At 75.4% G+C, this 20,155-nt stretch carries 15 protein-coding genes and 1 pseudogene; 11 read left to right on the forward strand and 5 right to left on the reverse strand.

Annotation, left to right across the window (positions count from 1 at the left end):
- Nucleotides 1-63 precede the first annotated feature (63 nt).
- The 5 genes and pseudogenes from ACZ407_RS20555 (at nucleotide 64) to ACZ407_RS20575 (ending at nucleotide 4,247) form a co-directional block, all read left to right on the forward strand.
- A pseudogene (locus ACZ407_RS20555) lies at nucleotides 64-1,319 on the forward strand (threonine synthase).
- 92 nt (nucleotides 1,320-1,411) lie between these two features.
- A complete protein-coding gene (locus ACZ407_RS20560; protein ID WP_468130152.1) occupies nucleotides 1,412-2,062 on the forward strand; it encodes a GNAT family N-acetyltransferase in 651 nt (216 codons plus the stop codon).
- A 32-nt stretch (nucleotides 2,063-2,094) separates the two neighbouring features.
- Nucleotides 2,095-2,619: a MarR family winged helix-turn-helix transcriptional regulator gene (locus ACZ407_RS20565; protein WP_468130154.1), complete on the forward strand. Its 525-nt coding sequence runs from the start codon at nucleotides 2,095-2,097 to the stop codon at nucleotides 2,617-2,619.
- Nucleotides 2,620-2,802: 183 nt separating this feature from the next.
- Nucleotides 2,803-3,375 carry a hypothetical protein gene (locus ACZ407_RS20570; RefSeq protein WP_468130156.1) on the forward strand — a complete coding sequence of 191 codons (573 nt, stop codon included), beginning with the start codon at nucleotides 2,803-2,805 and terminating at the stop codon, nucleotides 3,373-3,375.
- Nucleotides 3,372-4,247: an NmrA family NAD(P)-binding protein gene (locus tag ACZ407_RS20575; protein WP_468130158.1), complete on the forward strand. Its 876-nt coding sequence runs from the start codon at nucleotides 3,372-3,374 to the stop codon at nucleotides 4,245-4,247. Before ACZ407_RS20570 ends, ACZ407_RS20575 begins: the two co-directional genes overlap by 4 nt.
- A 107-nt stretch (nucleotides 4,248-4,354) precedes the next feature.
- On the opposite strand, the gene ACZ407_RS20580 is transcribed toward ACZ407_RS20575, so the two are convergent.
- The 3 genes from ACZ407_RS20580 to ACZ407_RS20590 form a co-directional block, all read right to left on the reverse strand.
- On the reverse strand, nucleotides 4,355-5,383 hold the full coding sequence (locus ACZ407_RS20580; RefSeq protein ID WP_468130160.1) for a TolB family protein: 1,029 nt from the start codon (nucleotides 5,381-5,383) through the stop codon (nucleotides 4,355-4,357).
- Nucleotides 5,380-6,891, reverse strand: a complete 1,512-nt coding sequence (locus tag ACZ407_RS20585; RefSeq protein ID WP_468130162.1) for an MFS transporter — start codon at nucleotides 6,889-6,891, stop codon at nucleotides 5,380-5,382. The genes ACZ407_RS20580 and ACZ407_RS20585 overlap by 4 nt, the downstream gene beginning before the upstream one ends.
- 96 nt (nucleotides 6,892-6,987) lie before the next feature.
- Nucleotides 6,988-8,391: a CBM96 family carbohydrate-binding protein gene (locus ACZ407_RS20590; protein ID WP_468130164.1), complete on the reverse strand. Its 1,404-nt coding sequence runs from the start codon at nucleotides 8,389-8,391 to the stop codon at nucleotides 6,988-6,990.
- 282 nt (nucleotides 8,392-8,673) lie between these two features.
- Here ACZ407_RS20590 and ACZ407_RS20595 point away from each other — a divergent pair, with 282 nt between their 5' ends.
- Complete coding sequence (locus tag ACZ407_RS20595; protein WP_468130166.1) at nucleotides 8,674-9,063, forward strand: VOC family protein; 390 nt, start codon at nucleotides 8,674-8,676, stop codon at nucleotides 9,061-9,063.
- Here ACZ407_RS20595 and ACZ407_RS20600 read toward each other — a convergent pair.
- Entirely contained in the window at nucleotides 9,055-9,726 is a 672-nt protein-coding gene (locus tag ACZ407_RS20600) for a hypothetical protein (protein ID WP_468130168.1), read from the reverse strand. The genes ACZ407_RS20595 and ACZ407_RS20600 overlap by 9 nt on opposite strands.
- Nucleotides 9,727-9,840: 114 nt before the next feature.
- Between ACZ407_RS20600 and ACZ407_RS20605 the strand changes: the two genes are divergently transcribed.
- The gene (locus tag ACZ407_RS20605; protein WP_468130170.1) at nucleotides 9,841-13,878 is read left to right on the forward strand and encodes an NB-ARC domain-containing protein; all 4,038 of its coding nucleotides are present in this window, start codon (nucleotides 9,841-9,843) and stop codon (nucleotides 13,876-13,878) included.
- A gap of 21 nt (nucleotides 13,879-13,899) precedes the next feature.
- Here ACZ407_RS20605 and ACZ407_RS20610 read toward each other — a convergent pair whose 3' ends face one another.
- Nucleotides 13,900-14,739, reverse strand: a complete 840-nt coding sequence (locus tag ACZ407_RS20610) for a hypothetical protein (protein ID WP_468130172.1) — start codon at nucleotides 14,737-14,739, stop codon at nucleotides 13,900-13,902.
- Nucleotides 14,740-15,237: 498 nt separating this feature from the next.
- Here ACZ407_RS20610 and ACZ407_RS20615 point away from each other — a divergent pair, with 498 nt between their 5' ends.
- From ACZ407_RS20615 to ACZ407_RS20630, 4 genes are all read left to right on the forward strand, one after another.
- Complete coding sequence (locus tag ACZ407_RS20615; protein ID WP_468130174.1) at nucleotides 15,238-16,278, forward strand: ABC transporter substrate-binding protein; 1,041 nt, start codon at nucleotides 15,238-15,240, stop codon at nucleotides 16,276-16,278.
- Nucleotides 16,279-16,352: 74 nt separating this feature from the next.
- Complete coding sequence (locus ACZ407_RS20620; RefSeq protein WP_468130176.1) at nucleotides 16,353-17,465, forward strand: FecCD family ABC transporter permease; 1,113 nt, start codon at nucleotides 16,353-16,355, stop codon at nucleotides 17,463-17,465.
- Entirely contained in the window at nucleotides 17,462-18,292 is an 831-nt protein-coding gene (locus tag ACZ407_RS20625; RefSeq protein ID WP_468130178.1) for a heme ABC transporter ATP-binding protein, read from the forward strand. Before ACZ407_RS20620 ends, ACZ407_RS20625 begins: the two co-directional genes overlap by 4 nt.
- 424 nt (nucleotides 18,293-18,716) lie before the next feature.
- The gene (locus ACZ407_RS20630; protein WP_468130180.1) at nucleotides 18,717-19,946 is read left to right on the forward strand and encodes a S8 family peptidase; all 1,230 of its coding nucleotides are present in this window, start codon (nucleotides 18,717-18,719) and stop codon (nucleotides 19,944-19,946) included.
- Nucleotides 19,947-20,155: the final 209 nt, after the last annotated feature.

Consider the following 20,155-nt stretch of genomic DNA (forward strand, 5'->3'; position numbering starts at 1 on the left):
CGGCGGCAGCCGCCCGTGTGCCACCCGGCCCGGCAACTCCCGTGTGAGCATGGCGGCATGCCCATGAACACACCCGACCGGCACGCTGCCGCCACCACCTCCCGCGCCACCGGTCAGCGTTCACTCGCGGACCCCGCGGTCGTGCACCCCCTGACCCCCGTCCGCCTCGGCGGCTGCCCGGAGACCTCCCTCGACAAGGCGCCCGCCCCGCTGGACATCGCGTACGCCTACGACGACGTACCGGCCGGGGAGCTGTTCGGGCGGCCCGCCGCGCACGGGCTCGACCGCTGGGCGCCGCTGCTGCCGCCCCTCGCCGCCCCCGGGCTCGGCGAGGGGAACACCCCGCTCGTGCCCCTCGCCGACGGCATCTGGATCAAGGACGAGTCGCGCAACCCGACCTGGAGCCACAAGGACCGGCTCAACCGGGTGGCCGTGAGCGCGCCCTGCTCTCGGGGGCGCCCGGGGTGGTCGTCTCCTCCTCCGGGAACCACGGCGCGTCCGCCGCCGCGTACGCGGCCCGGGCGGGTCTGCGCTGCGCCGTGTTCGCCTCCCCCGAGGCGCCGCCCGCGGTGGCCTCGTTCCTGCGCGCGTACGGGGCGACGGTGCTCACCGTGACCCCTCGCGAGGCCGTGTGGCCGCTGGTGCGCCGGGTCTCCGAAGAGCTCGGCTACCACCCGGTCGGCAATTTCACGCCAGAGGCCCACACCGGCCACCCCTTCGGCCCCGAGGGCTACAAGACGATCGCGTACGAAGTCTTCCTGGAACTGGGCGAGGTGCCCGCCGACGTGTACGTGCCCACCGGCTACGGCGAGTTGCTGTTCGGCGTGTGGAAGGGCTTCCGGGAGCTGGAGATCCTGGGCCTCGCCGACCGGGTCCCGCGCATCCACTCCTGCGAGCCCGCCGCCGGGGCACCCCTGGCCACCGCCCTGCGCACCGGCCGCCCGACCGCCCGGGTCCCGGTCGGAGCCACGGACGCGTACGCCATCGACTGCGCGGTGAGCAGCTACCGCGGGGCGATCGCGGTACGGGAGAGCGGCGGCACCGCGCACGCCCTCACGGACGCCCGGATGGCGGCGGCGCGTGACGAACTGGCCGCGCAGGGCATGTGGTTCGAGCTGTCGTCCGCGGCGGGGCTGGCCGCCCGCCGCAGCACGCACCCCGCCGGCACCGCGGGCACCAGGGGCAGGGGCACCGGGGGCGAGGGCCCGGCCGTCTGCATCGCCACGTCCAGCGGTTTCAAGGACGTCGCGACCGGACTCCGCGCCCGCCACCCGGAGATGCCGGCCGACTGGGATGCCGTACGGGCCGCCCTCTCCTGAGGGGCTCCGGGTTCCAGCCGCCGGCCGCCCCTGCGCATGTAATATCCAAACTGCAAGAGGAGCCATTACGTGATGTCTGGGGGAGTGGACGGATGCGGGAGATCGCGCGCTCGTGGGTCGAGGGGTGGGCCGTCTCGCGGCGGACGCCGGCGCCGGTGGACATGCCCTGGGGGCTGAGGATCGAGGTCGGGGCTCCCGCCGAGGCCGTCCGGCACGTCCTCCTCGACGCCGAGGCCGGGACCGCCCGCGAGCTGATCGGCTCGATCTCCGAACCGGCCGCCTGCATCAAGGGGTTCCTGGAACCGGAGGTCATGGGTCCGTGGTTCCCGCCCGCCTGGCGGCCCCTCGACCCCTGCTTCCTGATGGCCGTGGACCTGCACCCGTCCGCCGCCCGCACGCCCGAGGGCTACACCGCCGCCACCGAGCACACCGACGGGCTCCTGACCGTACGGATCCTGGCCGCGGGCGGTGAGCTCGCCGCCCGCGGCCAGGCCGGGCTGGCGGGCGCCGCCTGCGTCTTCGACCAGATCGCCACCGAGCCGGCGCACCGGCGCCGCGGCCTCGGCACGCTCGTGATGGGCGCACTCACCGACGCGGCCCTCGACCGGGGTGCGACCACCGGCATCCTGGGCGCGACCGTCCAGGGCCGGGCGCTCTACGAAACCCTCGACTGGAAGGTCCTCGCCCCCCTGACCGGCTTCGTGTACGAGCCCGCCGCGCCCGAGGGGTGCTCCCGCGGTTGACCGGCATGTAGTTTGGTGCCATATTTGTTTGTGTGAGTAGTGGTGATGCGCAGGGCCCCGTGGTGGCGCCCACGTTGGAGCAGGCGCGGCGGCAGATCGAGCGGTACGGGCTGGACGCCGATCCGCAGGCGGTGCTCGTCGCGGTGCGGCTGATGGATGCGGGGGCGCGGCTGGACCGGGCGTCCGAGGTGCATTTCGCGCGGTCCGGGCTGTCTGCGGGGCGTTACCGGCTGCTCGTGGACCTGGAGGACGCCGATGGGGAGAAGTCTCCTTCGCGGCTCGCGCAGAGCCTCGGTGTTTCGCGGGCGACCGTGACCGGGCTGGTGGACGGGCTGGAGCGGGAGGGGCTGGTCGCGCGGCGGGCGTCCGCGGAGGACGGGCGCGGCAGTGTGGTCGTGCTCACCGCGCGCGGCGCCCGGCGGCTGCACGACATGGCCGGCGATCACTTCGCGCGGCTCCAGGCGATGGTCGGGGATCTGACGGTGGAGGAGCGTGCCGTGTTCCTCGGGCTCCTGGAGCGGATCACGCGGGGGATCGGGGCGTTGAGCAGTCCGTAGTCCGTAGTCCGCAATCCGCAATCCGCAATCCGCAATCCGCAATCCGTAGTCCGTCGTCTGCGGTCTGCAGTTCGTGGCTTGCTGTGGCGTGAAAGCGGCCGCCTCTTCGGAGGGGCGGCTTTCTTTTTGGCGTAGTAGTTAGCTTCCTAATTACATGGTTGGTGATGAGGAGTGAGGCTTCGCATGAGGAGTACGCGCAAGGCCCGTCCGTTCGTCCTCTGGAAGGAGGTGCTGGCCGCTTATCTGGCGCCGGCGCTCAGCGCGGGACTCGGCGGGGTGGTCGGCGGCAGGCCCGAGCTGGTCGTGGCCGCCGCCACCTCCATCGGGGGAACCTCGGCACTGGTGGCCGCCGTGGTCGGGACGCTGTTGAAGGCGCGCGGGCGGCCGGTGCACGGCGGCGGCCGGGGGGCGCCGCGGGCGGTGTTCGCCGCGGGGCTGGCGCTCGGGGCCGCGGCCGTGGCGGCTCCGGCCGGATGGTTCGCGGCCGAGTGCCTCCCGGTCGGGTTCTTCGGGTCCGAGGGCTTCGCCCCCGACTGGCTCACGCTCGACTGGCTCACGTCCGACTCGGGGGCCGGGTACGGGGGCCCGTCCGGTCCCGGCTGGCGGCCCGAACGGCTGCGTACGGACCTGCCGTTGTCGGCCGCCGTGGCCGCGGCGGTCATCGGCTGGCGCTGGCGCGGCGCCACTGCCGACCAGCCGCAGCCGCGCCCCCGGCCCTCCTCCTCCACCACCACCCGAAAGGCAGGATCCCTGTGATCACCCTCATGGGCGCGACCGGCGCCACCGGCGGGGCGCTGCTGCGCCGCCTCCTCGAACTCGGCGTGCCCGTCCGGGCCGTCACTCGTACCCCCGGGGCCCTGCGCGCCGTGGCCGACGGGCCGGTGCCCGTGCAGGTCGTCGGTGCGGACGCGGCGGATGCGCAGTCGCTCCGCGCCGCGTTCGCCGGCTCCACGCAGCTCTTCCTCGCCATGGCCAACGGCCCCCGCCAGGTGGAGCTGGAGTGCAACGTGCTGGACGCGGCCGCGCTGAGCGGCGTACGGCACGTGGTCAAGCTGTCCGCCCCGGCCGCCGAACCCGACTCCCCGGTGGCCGTCTCCCGCGGGCACCGGCGGATCGAAGACCGCCTCGCCGCCTCGCCGATGACGGGGACGATCCTGCGGCCGTACGCGTTCATGCAGAAGCTCCTGCTGGACGCGCCCGCGATCGCCACCGGGGTGCTGACCGGCTCGCTCGGCGACGCGCCCTGCACCTACGTCGACGTACGCGACATCGCCGAGGTGGCGGCCGAGGCGCTGCTGCGTCCCGGGCTCGCGGGCGGGACGTACACGCTGACCGGTCCCGAGGCGTTCACCCAGCGGCAGGTGGCGGCGCTGCTGACCGAGGTGACCGGCCGCGCCGTGCGGTACGTGGACCTGCCGCCGGAGGCCTTCCACGGTCACCTGACCGCGGTGGCGGGGATGCCCGGCTGGCTCGCCCGGCACGTGGTGGAGATCCGGCAACTGGCCGTCGCCCGGCCCGAAACCGCGAACCGGACCGTGGAACGGGTCCTCGGGCGGCCCGCCCGGACGCTCGGCGCCTTCCTCCGCGAGCACCGGGCCGTGTTCGCCCCGCCCGGGACCCTCGGGTAGCCGGGCCGGGAGGGGTCGGGCCGGGAGGGGCCGGGCCGGGAGGGGTCGGGGGCAGGGGCGTGAAGGCCGCCCCCCGACCGTGGCTCCGGCCCGGCCCGGCCCGGCCCTCAGCCCGTCCCCGCCAGCACCGCAGGCGAGTTGGCGCCCGGCACGAGGACGCGGGGCTTGCCGCTGCCGTCTGCCGGGACCGTCCACACGTCGTTCGTCCCGTCCCCGCGCTGGAGCCCGTACGCGAGGGTGCGGTCGTCGAGCCAGGCGGCCTGGTCGTCCACCGAGCGGGTCTCGGCGGACTCCGTGCGGCGCAGGGTCGCGAGGTCGAGGACGGTCAGGCGCCAGCCCTTCGCGGGGTCGGCGCCGATCGCCTGCTTGAAGGCGATCCGGGTGCCGTCGGGGGACAGCGAGGGGCACTCCACGTTGTCGGCCAGCGCGCGCAGGGTCCGGCTGGCGAGGTCCCCGGCCACCAGGGAGCGGGTGCCCCCGCTGGAGACCGTCGCGTAGAAGCGGTCGGAGTCGGCGGTGAAGGTGACGCCCCACACGTTGATGTCCGCCGCCCGGTGCCGGAGCCCGTCCCGGAGGTATGCGAACTCCTCCAGGGAGTCGATGCGTTCCCCGGTGCGCGTGTCGAGGATGCCCGTGCGGGTGGAGAAGCCCCCGCCGGCGTACGAGTCCCCGCCCACGAACAGGGTCCACGCGACCTTGCGGCCGTCGGGGGAGACCCGGGTCCGGTTGGGCAGGCCGGACAGGGGGACGCTGCGCCGCACCCGGAGGTCGGGGCCGAGGACCAGCAGCCGGGGCGCGCTGAGGGCTCCGGCGGGGGTCAGGCAGGAGGTGGTGCCGCCGGCGGTGTACGCGCGGTCGCAGTGCTGCCCGGTGACGGTGCGCGGGCCGGCGGGGTCGGCGAGGGACACGGCGGACAGGAGGCCGTTGCTCAGCACCCGGACCCGGGCGCCGGCGGGGAAGCGGCCGGTGCCGCCGCCGCCGCTTCCGCTTCCGCTTCCGGTGGCGGTGGCGGCCGCGGAGGAGGCGGACGCCGCGTTCTGGCGGCCGAGGACCACGGCGGTGGTCGCCACGGCCGCGAGCAGGACGGCGGCGAGCGCCGTGACGAGGATCCTGGCGCGCCGGCTGGGGCCGTTCACGAGCGGGTACCGGTCCTTTCGTTCGTGTTCTCTTCCGCGTCCGAGGCGGTGTCCGAGGCCGCGTACGCATCTGTGTCCGAGCCCGAGCCCGAGCCCGAGCCCGAGCCCGAGCCCGAGCCCGTGCCCGAGCCCGTGCCCGTGCCTGCGTCCGTGCCCGTGCCTGCATCCGAGGCCGTGCCCGTGCCCGTGCCTGCATCCGAGCCCGGGCCCGTGCCCGCGTCCGCCTCCGAGCCGGCGCCCCCGCCCCCGCCGGACCGGCGGCCGGTCGCCAGCAGGAAGGCCGTGGCCGCCGCGCCGGCGAGTACGCAGACCGCCGCGCCCCGGCTCGCGGCGGCCGGTCCCCACGTCTGCCACGCCAGCCCGAAGAGCACCGACGAGCCGAGGTAGGCCAGGGCCTGGCCGCTCTGGATCAGGGCGATGCCCGTGGTCCGCAGCCGTTCCGGCAGCACGGGCGCGGCGAGCGCCAGCAGCACGCCCTCGGTGGCCGCGTAGAAGGCGCCGTTGAGGGCCAGGACCAGGACGAGGAGCAGCGGGCCGTCGAGCGGGCCTTGCAGCAGCAGGTAGACCAGCGCCAGTACGCCGTAGCCGCCGAGCATCACCGGCAGCCTCCCGACGCGGTCGGCGAGGGCGCCGAGCGGGGCGGCCAGCAGCAGGTAGGAGAGGCTGGTGCCGACGGCAAGCAGCGGGAACCAGCCCATGGACAGGGACTCGCGCCGCTGGAGCAGCAGGTAGACGAACCCGTCGCCGATGGTGGCCAGGCCCAGCAGGCAGGCGGCGGCCACGAGGCGCTGCACCGGCCGGGCCCGCAGCAGCCGGCCGACGGCGCGCGGGGAGACGGTGCCGGACGGCGGCCGGGCCTCCCGGTGGTCCCGTACGAAGAGGACGAGGACCAGGACGCCGAGGGCCGCCACGCAGAAGCTGGTGACGAAGACGGCGTCGAAGGACTGGCCGGCGGCCGTCAGCACGCCCAGGGCCACCAGGGGGCCGGCGAAGGCGCCGATGCTGTCCATGGCCCGGTGCACCCCGAAGGCCCGGCCGAGTGCGTGCGCGGGGGCGGACAGGGTGAGGAGCGCGTCCCGCGGGGCCGTGCGCAGGCCCTTGCCGGCCCGGTCGGCGGTGAGCACCAGCCCGAGCGCCGGGGCCGAGCCGCCCGCGGCGAGGAGTCCGAGCTTGGCCAGTGCCGAGAGGCCGTATCCGGCCCCGGCGACCGCCTTGCGGCGGCTGACCCGGTCGGCGGTGTACCCGCCGGCGAGCCGGAGCAGGGCGGTGGCTCCGGTGTTGAGGCCGTCGAGGGCGCCGTACGCGGCCGGGCTGAGCTGGAGGCCGAGGACCAGGTACAGGGGCAGGACCGCGGTGACCATCTCCGCGGAGACGTCGGTGATCAGGCTGACGGTGCCCAGCGCGAGGACGTTGCCCCCGACCGTGGTCCAGCGGCTGCGCCGACGCGCGCCGGAGGCGTCAGAGGCATCGGCCGGCAGCTCCGTCCTGCCGATCGTGGAGAGATACACGGGGTGGTGACCTCCGGGGGGAGGGGGCCGCACCCGCCCCTCCCTCGCCGCGGACGGCGGCGGGGCGGGGCGGTGTGCGGCCGGGGGCGGGCAGGATCAGTGGCAGGTGCCGGAGCCGCTGTCGTTGTACGTCTTGCCCGCCTGCGGGACGAACTGCCAGTCGTAGCTGTTCGCGTGCAGGGTCAGCTTCAGGACGCCGAAGGTGTCGTTGTTGCGGGCCTCGCTGTTCGGCTGGAGGGTGCCGAAGCCGTACAGGCTCGCGCCGCCCATGCCCGCGACGAACTGCCGCAGGCCGCGCGCCGTGTCGAGCTGCCCGCTGGGGTTCTGCGGGGCGAACCGCTCGTACTGGTGGTTGTGGCCGGTGAGGATGACCTCGGCGTTGTTGTCGTACAGCGCCTGCACGAGCGGGCCGGTGGAGGGGTCGCCTGCGTGGCTGGAGCTCGACGTCCAGCGCGGCTTGTGCCACAGGGCCACGGTGCACGGCTTGGTGCTGGCCGCGAGGTCGGAGCGCAGCCACTGCTCCTGGGCCGAGCCCACCGCCATGGAGGTCTCGGAGTTGAGGGCGACCACGTGCCAGTTGCCCAGGTCGTACGAGTAGTAACCGCGGCCCGAGGGACCGGCGTTGGCCCCGAAGTAGCCGTAGTAGCCGGAGGCTCCGGAGGTGTGGTAGTCGTGGTTGCCGGGCACCGGGCGGGTCCGGGCCTTGTGGCGGCCCCAGGTCGGCTCGTAGTACGTGCTGAAGTCGGAGGCGGTGCCGTCCGGGTAGGCGTTGTCACCGGTGGTGAACACCGTGCCGGGGATGGTGTCGAGCAGGTTCGCCGTCACGCTGTCGCCGGAGCCCGAGGTGGCGATGTCCCCGGCGCCCACGAGCACCGGGTCGCCGGTCGGCGGGGTGGTGGAGGCCGAGGGGGTCGGGGTCGGGCCGCTGCCCGTCTCGATCACCAGCTGCGGGGCGGTGGCGCCGGTCTCCCGGGAGTCGTAGTCGGCCCCGTTGCTGCTCGACGAGGTCACGCCGATGCCGAAGGTGCCGTTGCCGGTGACGTACGAGGTGACGTCGACCTCGTACCAGGAGTTGCGCGCGACCGCGCCGAGGGTGCCGAGGGTGGCACCGTCGATCGCCGGCCGGTTGGCGTACGTGACGGAGGTCTCGGACCAGGTGGTGTTCGACATCGCGCGGAAGGTGCCGCCGCTGCTGCTCTCCGCGCCGGACACGTCGTCCACGTGGACCCGGAGGGTGGCCTTGGTGACCGGCTGGGCGAGGCCCGAGACGTCGAACTTGAGCAGCATCTGCTTGACCGGGCTGCCGTCCACGCCGAGCTGCTGCGAGGCACCGTAGTTCGTGGCCGTGTTGGCGCCGTCCACGTAGGCGTCCGCGGTCGCGGCGAAGGTGGTGCCCGCCGCGGAGGCGGTGGGCGCGAGGGCGGTCAGTGCAGTGGCCGCGAGGGCGGCCGAGGCGAGGGTGCCGACGAGAGCCACCGTGGTGGTCTTCCGACTGGGCATGCGAAACCTTTCGCTCGTGGGAGAGGGCGTCACGGAACGTAAAGGCGGGATAAAGCGTCCCGGTGATGGCTTGAGGTTGCTCAGGTGTCCCGCGGGTGAACCGCAGACCCCGCCACTCGGCCGGTGGCGGCCAGTGTGGAGCCCGGGGCTTGACACGGCCGCCGCGGTGCGGGGGAAACTCCGGCGCAACGCCTCCGCAGCTCCTGCGCAACCACTCCGCCATTGCGCGGCAACTCCTGTGTCACGCAGGGGTGTTCGAGGTCCTCTGCCTACACTGTGGGCATGGCATGCCGCATCAGCGAACTCGTCCTCGACTGCGCCGACCCCGAACGGCTCGCCGCGTTCTGGAGCCAGGTCCTCGGCTACGTCGAACTCGAACGGGAAGAAGACGGAAGCATCGCGATCGGGCCGCCCGATGCCGGTTTCGGCGGACCGCAGCCCATCCTCGTCCTGAGCCCCGGCAGCGACCCCCGGGCCGCGAAGCTGCCCCTCCACATCGACGTCAACGCAACCGACCGCGAACAGGACGCCGAGCTGGAGCGCCTGCTCGCCCTCGGCGCCCGGCCCGCCGACGTGGGCCAGACGGGCAAGGAGAGCTGGCACGTCCTGGCCGACCCGGAGGGCAACGAGTTCTGCCTCCTGCGCGGTCGGATCCGGCCCGTGTCAGCCTGACACCGCAAACGGTCCCGCCTTCGGGGCCACGCACTTGTCGACGACCGTGTCCTCGCCCGCCGCCGTGCCGGCCAGGCAGAGCCGGCCGCCGCCGGTGCGCAGGTCGAGGAGGAAGCGGGTGGCCGGGCCGGAGGCGGTCAGGCCGTGGATGCGGGAGTCGAGGTAACCGAGGCCGTTCAGGACCTTCCTGACCTCGGCGGGGGTGGGGGCCGGCAGGTCCCACAGGGCCTGGGCGATGCGCTCCTCGTGGCGGGCGCTCGCGCACCAGTCGCGCGAGTCCAGCTGCGTCGCCGTGGCCGGGAGCGGAGGCTCGGGCGCCGTGTCGGGGCCGACCGGCGCGGAGCCGTCCGGTGCCGGGCGCGGGGTCGGAGGCAGCGGCACGGGCCGGCCCGCGGGCGGGCAGGACCGGGCCACGCGCTCCAGCAGGGCGGCGAACGCGGCCTCCTCCCCGGAGCCGGCCCCGGCCGCTGCCGCCGCGCCCGCCGCGGCGGGGCTGCCGGGCGCCGCCGGTCCGCCCGCATCCGTCCGCTCGGCGCCGCAGGCGGTGAGGGCCAGCGCGGCGAGGGCGGTGGCCGCGAATGCGCACAGCGGGCGGCGCAGCGGACGCGCGGCACGGGCAGTGGAACGGGCAGTGGAACGGGTGGAGCGGGCGGTTGCGTTCATGGGCACAGCCTGCGGGCCGGGGCGTCCGTCGATCATGAGTACGGGTACTCAACCGGTCTGGGGCCGGTGGCGCGTGGGGATGGGGACGGCGAGGGGGACGGGAGAGTGAGGGGGATGGGGCGCATGCGGGTGGCCGCGTCGGTCGTGCTGGCGGTGACCGCCGCGGTGGTGGCCTCCCTGCTCGGACTCGCCCTGAACGAGGCCTCCTCACAGGGCGCGTGGGGGCCGCTCGACCTCCTGCGGCGGTATCCGTGGCCGAGCAGCGCCGCCCTGACCGTGCTCGGGGCCGCCCTGGCCCTGCTGGTCCAGCGGATCGGGTCGGCGGCGGTCGCGGGCGATCCCCCGCTGCCGGCGCCGCCCGTGGTGCCCGGCTGGGTGGTGGGCCGGACCGAGGCCGCGGCGGTGGTCCGGGCGGTCTGCGCGCGCGGGCCGCGCACGGTGGGCATCACGACCGGCTTCGCCGGGGCGGGCGGGTTCGGCAAGACCACCCTGGCGCAGCTGGTGTGCGCCAGCCCCAGGGTCCGGCGCAGGTTCCGCGGGCGGGTCTTCTTCGTGACGGTGGGCCGGGAGGTCCGCGGGCGGGCCGCACTCGCGGCCAAGGTCGCGGAGGTCTGCGAGTTCGTCACCGGGGACACCGCCCGGTTCAGCGACCCGGACCTGGCGGGCGCCCGCCTGGGCGCACTCCTCGACGAGCGTCCGCGCACCCTGCTCGTCCTGGACGACGTATGGGAACGCGAGCAGTTGGAGCCCTTCCTCCAGGGCGGCCGCAACTGCGTACGGCTGGTCACCACGCGGATCCCCGGACTCGTCCCGCAGGCCGCCGCCGTGCCCGTCGACGCCATGAGCCCCGCACAGGCCCGGGCGGTCCTCACCTGGGAGCTGCCGCCGCTGCCCCCGCAGACCGTGGCGGACCTGCTCGCGGTCTCCGGCCGCTGGCCTCTGCTGCTGCGGCTGGCCAACCGGCTGATCGCCGCCGAGATCCGCACCGGGGCCGGTCCGGCCGCCGCCGCCCGGGGGGTCCTGGCCCGGCTGCGCGAACACGGGCCGACCGGGGCCGACCCGCGGGAGCCGCTCGGCCTCGACGATCCGCGGGAACGGGCGCGGGCGGTACGCGCCACCGTGGCGGCCGCCACCGAGCTCCTGCCCGACGGCGGCCTCCGGCGCTTCGCCGAACTCGGCGTCTTCGCCGAGGACGAGGCCGTGCCCGTCGCCCTCGCCGCCCTGCTCTGGCGGCAGACCGCGGGGCTCACCGGGGAGGAGAGCCGGGACCTGTGCCGGCGCCTGGCCGGACTCTCGCTGATCGCCCTCGACCCGGAACACGGCGGCCGGCTCACCCTCCACGACGTGATCCGCGACTACCTCCGCCACCTCCTCGACCCCACCGGCCTCGCCACGACCCATGCCGCCCTGCTGGACGCGGCGGCGGGGGAGCTGCGGGGCGGGGACGCGGACCCGCCGGGTGCGGGTGCGGGTGCGGGTGTGCGGGGTGCGGGTACGGGTCTCCCGGGCGGGGAGATGGACGCGCGGGGCGCCGGCAGGGAGCCGGCGGGTGCGGGTGCGGGTGCGGGCTCGGACCCGGGCGCGGGTGCACGGGGTGCGGATGCGGGTCTGGTGCGCGCGGACGCGGACGTGTGCGGTGCCGGGGCGGAGCCGCCGGGTGCGGGTGCGGGTGTGCGGCTTGCGGGCGGGGAATCGGGGCCGCCGGGGGTGGGCGGGGGCCCGGAGGGCGCGGATGCCGTCGGGGCCGGGGGTGCGGAGACCGCCTGGTGGGACACCCCGCACGGCTATCTCCTGGACCGGCTGGTGCCCCATCTGCTGGCCGCCGGGCGCACCGAGGAGGCCGAGGCCGTCGCCACCGACCTGCGCTGGATCGCGGCCCGGCTGCACCAGCGCGGGGCCACCGCGGCCCTGGCCGACCTCGCGGAGGTGCCGACCGGTCTCGCAGCGGCGCGCTCCCGCGACCTCGCCCGGGCCGCCCACCACCTCCGGCCCACCGACCCCGAGCACGCCCTGACCGCCGTCCTGTACAGCCGGCTCGGCGACCTGCCGGGCTGGCGGGACCAGCTGACGGGCCGCCATCCGGCGGACGCGGAACACCCCGCCCTGACCAACGCCTGGCCGCTGCCCGACCTCCCCGACCCCGCCCTGCTGCGCGGCCTGCACCACCCCGACGAGGTCGTCGCGGTGGCCATTGCACCGGACAGCTCCTGGCTGGCCACCGCCTGCCGGGACGGGCACGTACGCCTGTGGGACGTGGCCACGGCCACGGAGGTCTGCCGGCTCACCGCGGGCACCGGCTTCGCCCGGGCCCTGGCGGTCGCCCCCGACGGCACCTGGCTGGCCGCCGTCGGCACCGACCGGACGGTGCGCATCTGGGACGTGGGCACCCGTACCGAACGGGCCGCGCTGAACGGCCACGTGGGGGAGCTCTGGGCAGTCGCGGCCGGCCCGGACGGCAGCTGGCTGGCCACCGGCGACAGCGACGGCGCCGTCGTGGTGTGGTCGAGCGCGACGTGGACGCGCACCGCCGGGATGACCTGGCACGCGGGCCGGGTCCTCGACATGGCGGCCGCCCCGGACGGCAGCTACCTGGTGACCCGGGACGACACCGGGGAGGTCCTCGTGTGGGACACCGCCACCTGGGCCCCGACCCACGGCCTGGCCACCGACCCGGACCTGCTGGTGCGCGCCGTGGCGGTCATCCCCGACGGCGCACGCGTCGCCACGGGGACGGGCACCCGCGTCCGGATCTGGGACGCCGCCACCGGTGCCGAAACGGCGGAGATACCCCGGGCGCCGGGCTTCCGGCTGGCGGCCGCCCCCGACGGCTCCTGGCTCGCCACCGGGGCGGTGCAGCTGCTGTCCACCGAGACCTGGGAGGTGATCGGCCGTTTCAGTGCCCCGCGGGCCAGCGCCCTCGCCGTCTCCCCGGACGGCCTCTGGATCGCCACGGCGGGGGAGGAGACCGTACGGGTGTGGGAGGTGGCGGCAGCCCGCAGGGCCGTCCCGGTCCCGGTCCCCGTCGTGGACCCCCTCCGGACGGCGGCGGCTCCCGGCCGGGCACCGGCGGACCCGGCCGACGAGCGTCCCTGGAGCGAACCGGCACTGTCGCTGAACGGCGCCTGGACGGTGACGGTGACCGCGTCGGACGGATGGGTGGTGGTCCGCGAGACCGCCTCCGGAGCGCGCATCGCCCGGCTCGGCATCGACATCAGCATCAGCGGGCGCATGGCCGTGTCTCCCGACGGCGGCCGGCTCGTACAGGCCCATCGCGACACGCTCGTCATCTGGGACACCGGCCACGGCACCGGACCGGAGGCCGGAGGAGAGGCCGGACCGGAGGCCGGACCGGAGGCCGGATCAGACGCCGGCTCAGACGCCGGATCAGAGGCCGATTCCGGAACGGGAGCGGGCACCGGCACGGGTACGGGCACCGAGATCGTCACGCTCGTCGGCCACCGCGGCGCGGTGTGCGGCATCGCGTTCGCCACCGACGGCACCTGGTTCGCCAGTGCCGCCAACGACGGCAGCGTGCTCCTGTGGGACACGGCGACGTACACGTGTCTCGGTGCCCTCGCGGAACCGGCCGGCCGGGAAGCCGCCCTGGCGATCGCCCCCGACGGCACCTGGCTCGTCACCGGCGGCGCGGACAACGTCCTGCGCCTGTGGGACGTGGCCACCGGCACCCTGCGTGCCGAACTCCGGGGCCACACCGCCGGTCTCGCCGGACTCCAGGCCATGGACCTCCCCGTCGACGGCATCCACGACGTGGCCGTCTCCCCCGACGGCACGTGGATCGCCAGCGCGGGCGGGGACGGCACGGTACGCCTCTGGGACGCGGCCTCCCGCAGCCCTCTCGCCGTCCTGCGCGGGCACACCGCGCGCGTCAACGCCGTGGCCGTGTCCCCGGACGGCGCCTGGATCGCCTCCGCCGGTGCGGACCGCACCCTGCGGGTCTGGGCGCGCTCCGGCGCCCGCCCCCACACGGGCCCCCGCACGATGATGCGCACCGACGTTCCGCTCCACGCCTGCACCTGGACCTCCGACGGCCGCGAGCTGCTGGCCGGGAGCAGCCAGGGGATCCACCGGTTCCACTTCCACCCCGGCCGGACCGGCCCGCACCCGCCCGACCCCGCTCCGGCGCGCTCCTGAGCCCCCGCCGCGGGCCGCCGCTCAGCCGGCAGGGGAGGGCGTTCCGGCCGCCGGCCCGGGCAGGGCCGCCAGCCGGGCGAGTTCCCCGGCGTACTCCTTCAGCTCGGGGGAGACCAGGGCGCTGCTCGCGAGGATCTCGCGGGCCTTGCGCGCCTGCTCGCGCACGCACGCCGGGGTCGCGAAGCCGCCGCCGCCCTTCACGGCCTGCTCCGCCGCCTGGAGCACCGCCTCCGTGCCCTGGGGGTTCATCAGGACCACCGGGGGCGTGGCCGGCCGGCTCCCGTCGTCGGCGGAGAGCGTGAGCGTGAAGGTGTAGACGGTGGGCAGGGAGCCGTCGCCGAAGACCTCCGGTCCCACGGTGAACCCGATGCGCTCGTTCCCGTGCGCCGGCACCTCGAACTTCAGCGGACGGGACCGGGTGAACGGGGTGGCCGGGTTCAGCGGCACCTTGACGTCGTACCGCGCCTTGACCACCGCACCGCCCGCCCCGTACGGGCAGCCCAGCGCGGTGACGGAACGGAAGGCGAACTCCGCCCCCGTCACCAGCACCTCGTCCTCGGAGCGGTTGCGCAGCGCGACCGAGAGCACCGAGGAGGTCCAGTTGCGCAGGTCCGGCTGCGGCTCCTCGCCGAGGGTCCAGTCGGCCGCGATGTCCTGCTCGCGGGCCACGTCCACGTCGGAGATCTCCAGCCGGGGCGTCGGGGGCTCGGGTCTGCACCCCGGGAAGAAGTCGAAGACGATCCCCAGGACCGCGATGAGGATCGCCGTCACCCCGGCGGCCACGGAGACCACACCCTGCGGCTTGCGCAGGAACGGCCGGTCCCCGTCGCCCGCCGGCCCGTCCGCCTGCTGACCTGGCATCGCACCTCCCGTGGTGTCGGGTTCCAGGTCAGCACCTGCACCGGCCGCACGCACCGGGACGCGCCGCCCGGACCCCGGCAGTCCTGTACCCCGGGGCCCGGCCGGGCGCCGCCCGGTGGGGGCAGCCGCGTGCCCCGGCCGGCGGCATCCGGGCGCCGCCCGGTGGGGGCGGAGTGGCCGAAAGTCGTCATGGTCATGCCCAACATCCCAGGTGGGAGCCGGTGTTGGCCCCCCTGCCCCGCCTTGACGTGCAGGCCACGACCGTGTTGCATGGCGGCCGATACACCCTCAGCCTCAGGGGAAGCCGGTCGAATTCCGGCGCTGACCCGCAACCGTAGGCCCGGCTCACGTCCCGGGCGAGCCGGATTGCCTGGAGCCGAGTCACCGAACCACAGAACGCCGTCGCGGACTACGGTGTGGTCGCCTCCGCCCCTGCGCGCCCGCGCACGGGGCGCACCGCCACGCACCCGATTCCGTCCGGCACGGACGAACGGGCCGATGACGATGACCACGAAGCCGAAGCCGAATCCGAAGCCGGCGAGGGCCGCGGTGCCACGCCGGACGGCGCTCCTCGCCGCCACGGCGGCCGCGCTGCTCGCCACCACCTCCTGCGGAGGATCCCCCCGTACGGAGACCTCCGGCGGGGTCGGAGCACCGGCAGCCGCCGGCTACCCGCTCACCGTCTCCAACTGCGGGGTCTCGACCACCTACCGGCGCCCGCCGCAGCGCACGGTGGCCCTCAACCAGCACGCCACCGAGCTGCTCCTCGCCCTCGGCCTCGAAAAGTCGGTCACCGCCACCGGGTACCTCGACGACCGGATCCTCCCCGAGTACCGGGCCGCCTACGACCGGATCGAGGTCCTCTCCAAGGAGTACCCCTCCGCCGAGGCCCTCCTCGCCGCCGAACCCGACCTCGTCTACGGCGGTTTCACCTCCACCTTCGACGAGAAGGAGGGCCGCGGCCGCACCGCCCTCGCCAAGGCCGGCATCCACACCCACCTCAACATCGAAGGCTGCACGCCCGGGCCCGTGACCACGGCCGCCATGGACGAGGAGATACGCACCGTCGCCCGGATCTTCGGCGTCCCGGACCGGGCCGAACAGCTCGTGAAGAAGCTGCACGCGACGCTCGACGCCGTCGCGGGCCGGCTGAACGGAGTCCGGCCCGCCCCGGTCTTCGTCTACGACAGCGGCGAGAAGACCGCCTTCACCGCCGGCGGCAAGGGCATCGGCAACGAGATCATCAAGCGCGCGGGCGGCACGAACGTGTTCGCCGACGTGCCCAAGGCCTTCGGCGACGTGTCCTTCGAGCAGGTCGCCGAGCGCGCCCCCGAGGTCATCGTCATCTACGACTACGGGGACCGGCCCGTGGCGGAGAAGAAGGCGTTCCTGCTGTCCAGCCCCGCGCTCAGGGACGTACCCGCCGTCAGGAACAAGCGCTTCGCCGTCCTGCCGCTCTCCTCGGCCGTCCTCGGCGTACGCGTGCCCGCCGCGGTCGACTCCCTGGCCCGCCAGATCCACCCGGACCGCTTCCGGTGACCGGCCCCCGGCCGGAAGCCGCGCCCGCACCCGTGCCCGCGCCCACACCCGCGCCCGAAGCCGCGCCCGCACCCGTGCCCGCGTCCGCACCCGCGTCCGCACCCGCGCCCGAAGCCGCACCCGCACCGGCGGACCCGGGCACTGCGGACCGCCGGCCCCGCGGCCGCCGCCGCATCCCCTACCCCGTGGTCCTGGCGCTGCTCACCGCGCTCCTCCTCGCCGCCGCCACCGCCGCCGTGGCCGCCGGCTCCATCCACATCCCGGCCGGCCAGGTCTGGGGGATCCTGCTGCACCGCATCCACCCCGCGCTCGCCGAGCCGGACTGGACGCCGGTGCGCGAGACGGTCGTCTTCGAGGTCCGGCTGCCCCGGGTCCTGCTGGCCGCGACCGTCGGCGCCGGACTCGCGGTGGCCGGGACGGCCCTCCAGGCCCTGGTGCGCAACCAGCTCGCCGACCCGATGCTGCTCGGGGTGTCCTCCGGCGCCTCCGTCGGCGCCGTGCTCGTCCTCGTCTTCGACATCACGCTGTTCGGCGTGCTGTCCGTCTCCGGAGCCGCGTTCTGCGGGGCCCTCGCCGCCCTGCTCGCCGTCTACTTCCTGGCCCGCACCGGCGGACGCATGACCACCGTGCGCCTGGTCCTCGCCGGGGTCGCCATGGCCGAGGTCCTCTCCGCGGTGGCCAGCTTCCTGATCGTCACCTCCGGCGACCCGCAGAAGACCCAGTCGGCCCTGCGCTGGATGCTCGGCGGGCTGGCCGGCACCACCTGGGACACGGTGGGGATCCCCGCCGCCGCCGTACTCCTCGGGACGGCCGTGCTGCTCGGAGTGTGCCGCCCGCTCAACCTGCTGCTGGCCGGGGAGGAGGCCGCCGCCTCCCTCGGCCTGGACGTGCACCGCTTCCGCGGGGCCCTGTTCGTGCTCGTCGCGCTGATGATCGGCACGATCGTCGCGGTGAGTGGGCAGATCGGCTTCGTCGGCCTGATCATGCCGCACGTGGTCCGCCTCCTGGTCGGCGCCGACCACCGGCGGGCCCTGCCCGCGGCCGCGCTCCTCGGGGCCGCCTTCCTCGTCGCCGCCGATCTGGCGGCCCGTACGCTCAAGAGCCCGGAGGAGATCCCCGTGGGCATCCTGACCGCCCTCGCCGGCGGACCGTTCTTCCTCTGGCTGATGCGGCGGAGGACCCCGTGACGGAACGCACCCCCGCCGCACCGGACGGCAGGCCCGCCCCCGCCCGGCCCGGCGCCCTCGAACTGGCCCGCGTGTCCGTCGCCGTGGACGGCGCGGACCTCGTACGGGAGGTCTCGCTGCGGGTGGCGCCCGGCGAGGTCGTCGCACTCGTCGGGCCCAACGGCGCCGGGAAGTCCACCCTGCTGCGGACCCTCTACCGGGCCCAGCGCCCCGCCTCCGGCCGGGTCCTGCTCGACGGCGAGGACGTGTGGCGGATGCCGGGCCGGGCGCTGGCCCGCCGCCTGGCCGCCGTCCTGCAGGAAACGGCCGGGGAGTTCCAGCTCACCGTGTACGACGTGGTGGCGATGGGCCGGACCCCGCACAAGAAGGCCTTCGCCGGGGACGACGCCGAAGACCGCGCCGTCATCGCCGCCGCGCTCGCCGAACTCGGGCTCACCGGGCTCACCCACGCCCTCTACGACCGGCTCTCGGGCGGCGAGAAGCAGCGGGTGATGATCGCCCGGGCGCTCGCCCAGCAGGCGGGCGTGCTCGTGCTCGACGAGCCCACCAACCACCTGGACCTGCGGCACCAGCTGGACGTGCTGCGCCTGGTGCACCGGCTCGGCGTGACGGCGCTCGTGGCCCTGCACGACCTCAACCTGGCGGCGGCGTTCTGCGACCGGATCTGCGTGCTCGCGGACGGCCGGCTCGTGGCCGAGGGCACCCCGCGGGAGGTGCTCACCCCCGCGCTGCTGTCCGAGGTCTACCGCGTGGACGCCGAGATCGCACCGCACCCGGGTACGGGCGTCCCGCAGGTCGTGCTCGGCGCCGGGGGCCGGCGGCCCTGAGGCGGGCGGTCCCGGCGGTCCGGGCGGTCCTGGCGGTCCTGGCGGTCCTGGCGGTCCCGGCGGTCCGGGCGGTCCCGGCGGTCCGGGCGGCGCGGGCGGAAGGTGCGGGGCACGAGTGGGAAGGGGGTCGCGGGCGGATGCACCCGCGACCCCCCTTTATTGCAGGGACATGTCATGGATTTCATGCGTCCGCCGGGTGACGCGTGTGAGCCGGGCGGTGGCGTGTCGGCGCTGTGGCATGTATGTGACAAACCCTCAACTCCCTTGTCCCACCTGTGGAGATGGGCGACGGTTTCGAACACACCGGCGACGGAGACGTCCGCCAGCCGGGACCGTACGACGGTACGACCCCACCCGACACACGCCCCCACGCCGCGCCGCCCCACCCGGGCCGGCGCCGCCACAGAGTGAGGAATCCCTCGACATGGCACTCAAGCGCAGCACCAGGACCCGTACCGCCGCCGCCGTCGCGGCGGCCGCCACGACCGCGCTGCTGGGCACCCTCGCGACGGCCCCGGCCCAGGCCGCCCCCACGGCCGCGGCGCCCGCCATCGGCACCGTCCTGGCCGCCGGTTCGCCGACCGCCGTCCCCGGCAGCTACATCGTCACGCTCAAGAACGCCGCCGGATTCTCCTCGGCCTCCGCCCGGGGCAAGCAGCTCATAGCCCGCCACGGGGGCACGGTCCGGCACACCTTCTCCGCCGCGCTGAACGGCTACGCCGCCGAACTCACCGCCGCCCAGGCCCGCAAGCTCGCCGCAGACCCCGCGGTCGCCTCCGTCGAGCAGGACCAGATCGTCCGGTCCGACGCCACCCAGACCAACGCCCCCTGGGGCCTGGACCGCATCGACCAGCCCTCGCTGCCGCTGTCCGGCACCTACACGTACCCCGACACGGCCGGCTCGGGCGTCACCGCGTACGTCATCGACACCGGTGTCCGCATCTCCCACAAGGAGTTCGCGGGCCGCGCCGTCAACGGCTTCGACGCGGTCGAGAACGACAGCGTCGCCCAGGACGGCAACGGGCACGGCACCCACGTGGCGACCACCATCGCCGGGGCCACCTACGGAGTCGCGAAGAAGGCCAAGGTCGTGGCCGTCCGCGTGCTCGACAACAACGGCTCGGGCACCACCGCCGGGGTCATCGCGGGCATCGACTGGGTCACCGCCAACCACCAGGCGGGCGCCCCGGCCGTGGCCAACCTGTCCCTGGGCGGCGGGGCCTCCACCACCCTGGACAACGCGGTCCGCCGGTCGATCGCGGACGGGGTCACCTACGCCATCGCCGCGGGCAACTCCGGGGCCAACGCGGGCAGCTCCTCCCCGGCGCGGGTCACCGAGGGCATCACCGTCGGCGCCACGAACAACACCGACGCGAAGGCGAGCTGGTCCAACTACGGCTCCGTCCTGGACCTGTTCGCCCCCGGCGTGTCCATCACGGCGGGCTGGAACACGTCCGACACCGCCACCAACACCATCTCCGGCACCTCGATGGCCACCCCGCACGTGGCCGGCGCGGCCGCCGTCTACCTGGCCGGGCACACCTCGGCCAGCCCGTCCCAGGTGGCGACCGCCCTGGTCAACGGCGCCGTCTCCGGCAAGGTGACCAGCCCCGGCACCGGCTCGCCGAACAAGCTCCTCCAGATCGTCCGCTGACCGCGGCGAACGGAGGCAGGGCGGGCGCCCGGACATGCAGGGCGGGCGCCCGCACGCGGCAGGCGGCGGCCCCGCTCCCGACCGGAGCGGGGCCGCCCGCGCGTGCGCGGTCGTCGCGCGGGTCCGCAGCCGCCCGTGCGTCCGCAGCCGTTCGCGGGTGCGCGGCCTCCCGCGGGTGCGCGGCCTCCCGCGCGTGCCGGCCTCCCGCG

This window comes from Streptomyces sp. NPDC030809, from assembly GCF_055572195.1.

Excerpts from the sequence above, each read along its gene's own strand:
- ACZ407_RS20600 (WP_468130168.1), bottom strand. The coding sequence starts at position 9,726 with ATGAACGCAACCGCCCGCTCCACCCGTTCCACTGCCCGTTCCACTGCC.
- ACZ407_RS20595 (WP_468130166.1), top strand. The coding sequence starts at position 8,674 with ATGGCATGCCGCATCAGCGAACTCGTCCTCGACTGCGCCGACCCCGAA.
- ACZ407_RS20610 (WP_468130172.1), bottom strand. The coding sequence starts at position 14,739 with ATGCCAGGTCAGCAGGCGGACGGGCCGGCGGGCGACGGGGACCGGCCG.
- ACZ407_RS20630 (WP_468130180.1), top strand. The coding sequence starts at position 18,717 with ATGGCACTCAAGCGCAGCACCAGGACCCGTACCGCCGCCGCCGTCGCG.
- ACZ407_RS20615 (WP_468130174.1), top strand. The coding sequence starts at position 15,238 with ATGACGATGACCACGAAGCCGAAGCCGAATCCGAAGCCGGCGAGGGCC.
- ACZ407_RS20590 (WP_468130164.1), bottom strand. The coding sequence starts at position 8,391 with ATGCCCAGTCGGAAGACCACCACGGTGGCTCTCGTCGGCACCCTCGCC.
- ACZ407_RS20570 (WP_468130156.1), top strand. The coding sequence starts at position 2,803 with ATGAGGAGTACGCGCAAGGCCCGTCCGTTCGTCCTCTGGAAGGAGGTG.
- ACZ407_RS20560 (WP_468130152.1), top strand. The coding sequence starts at position 1,412 with ATGCGGGAGATCGCGCGCTCGTGGGTCGAGGGGTGGGCCGTCTCGCGG.
- ACZ407_RS20605 (WP_468130170.1), top strand. The coding sequence starts at position 9,841 with ATGGGGCGCATGCGGGTGGCCGCGTCGGTCGTGCTGGCGGTGACCGCC.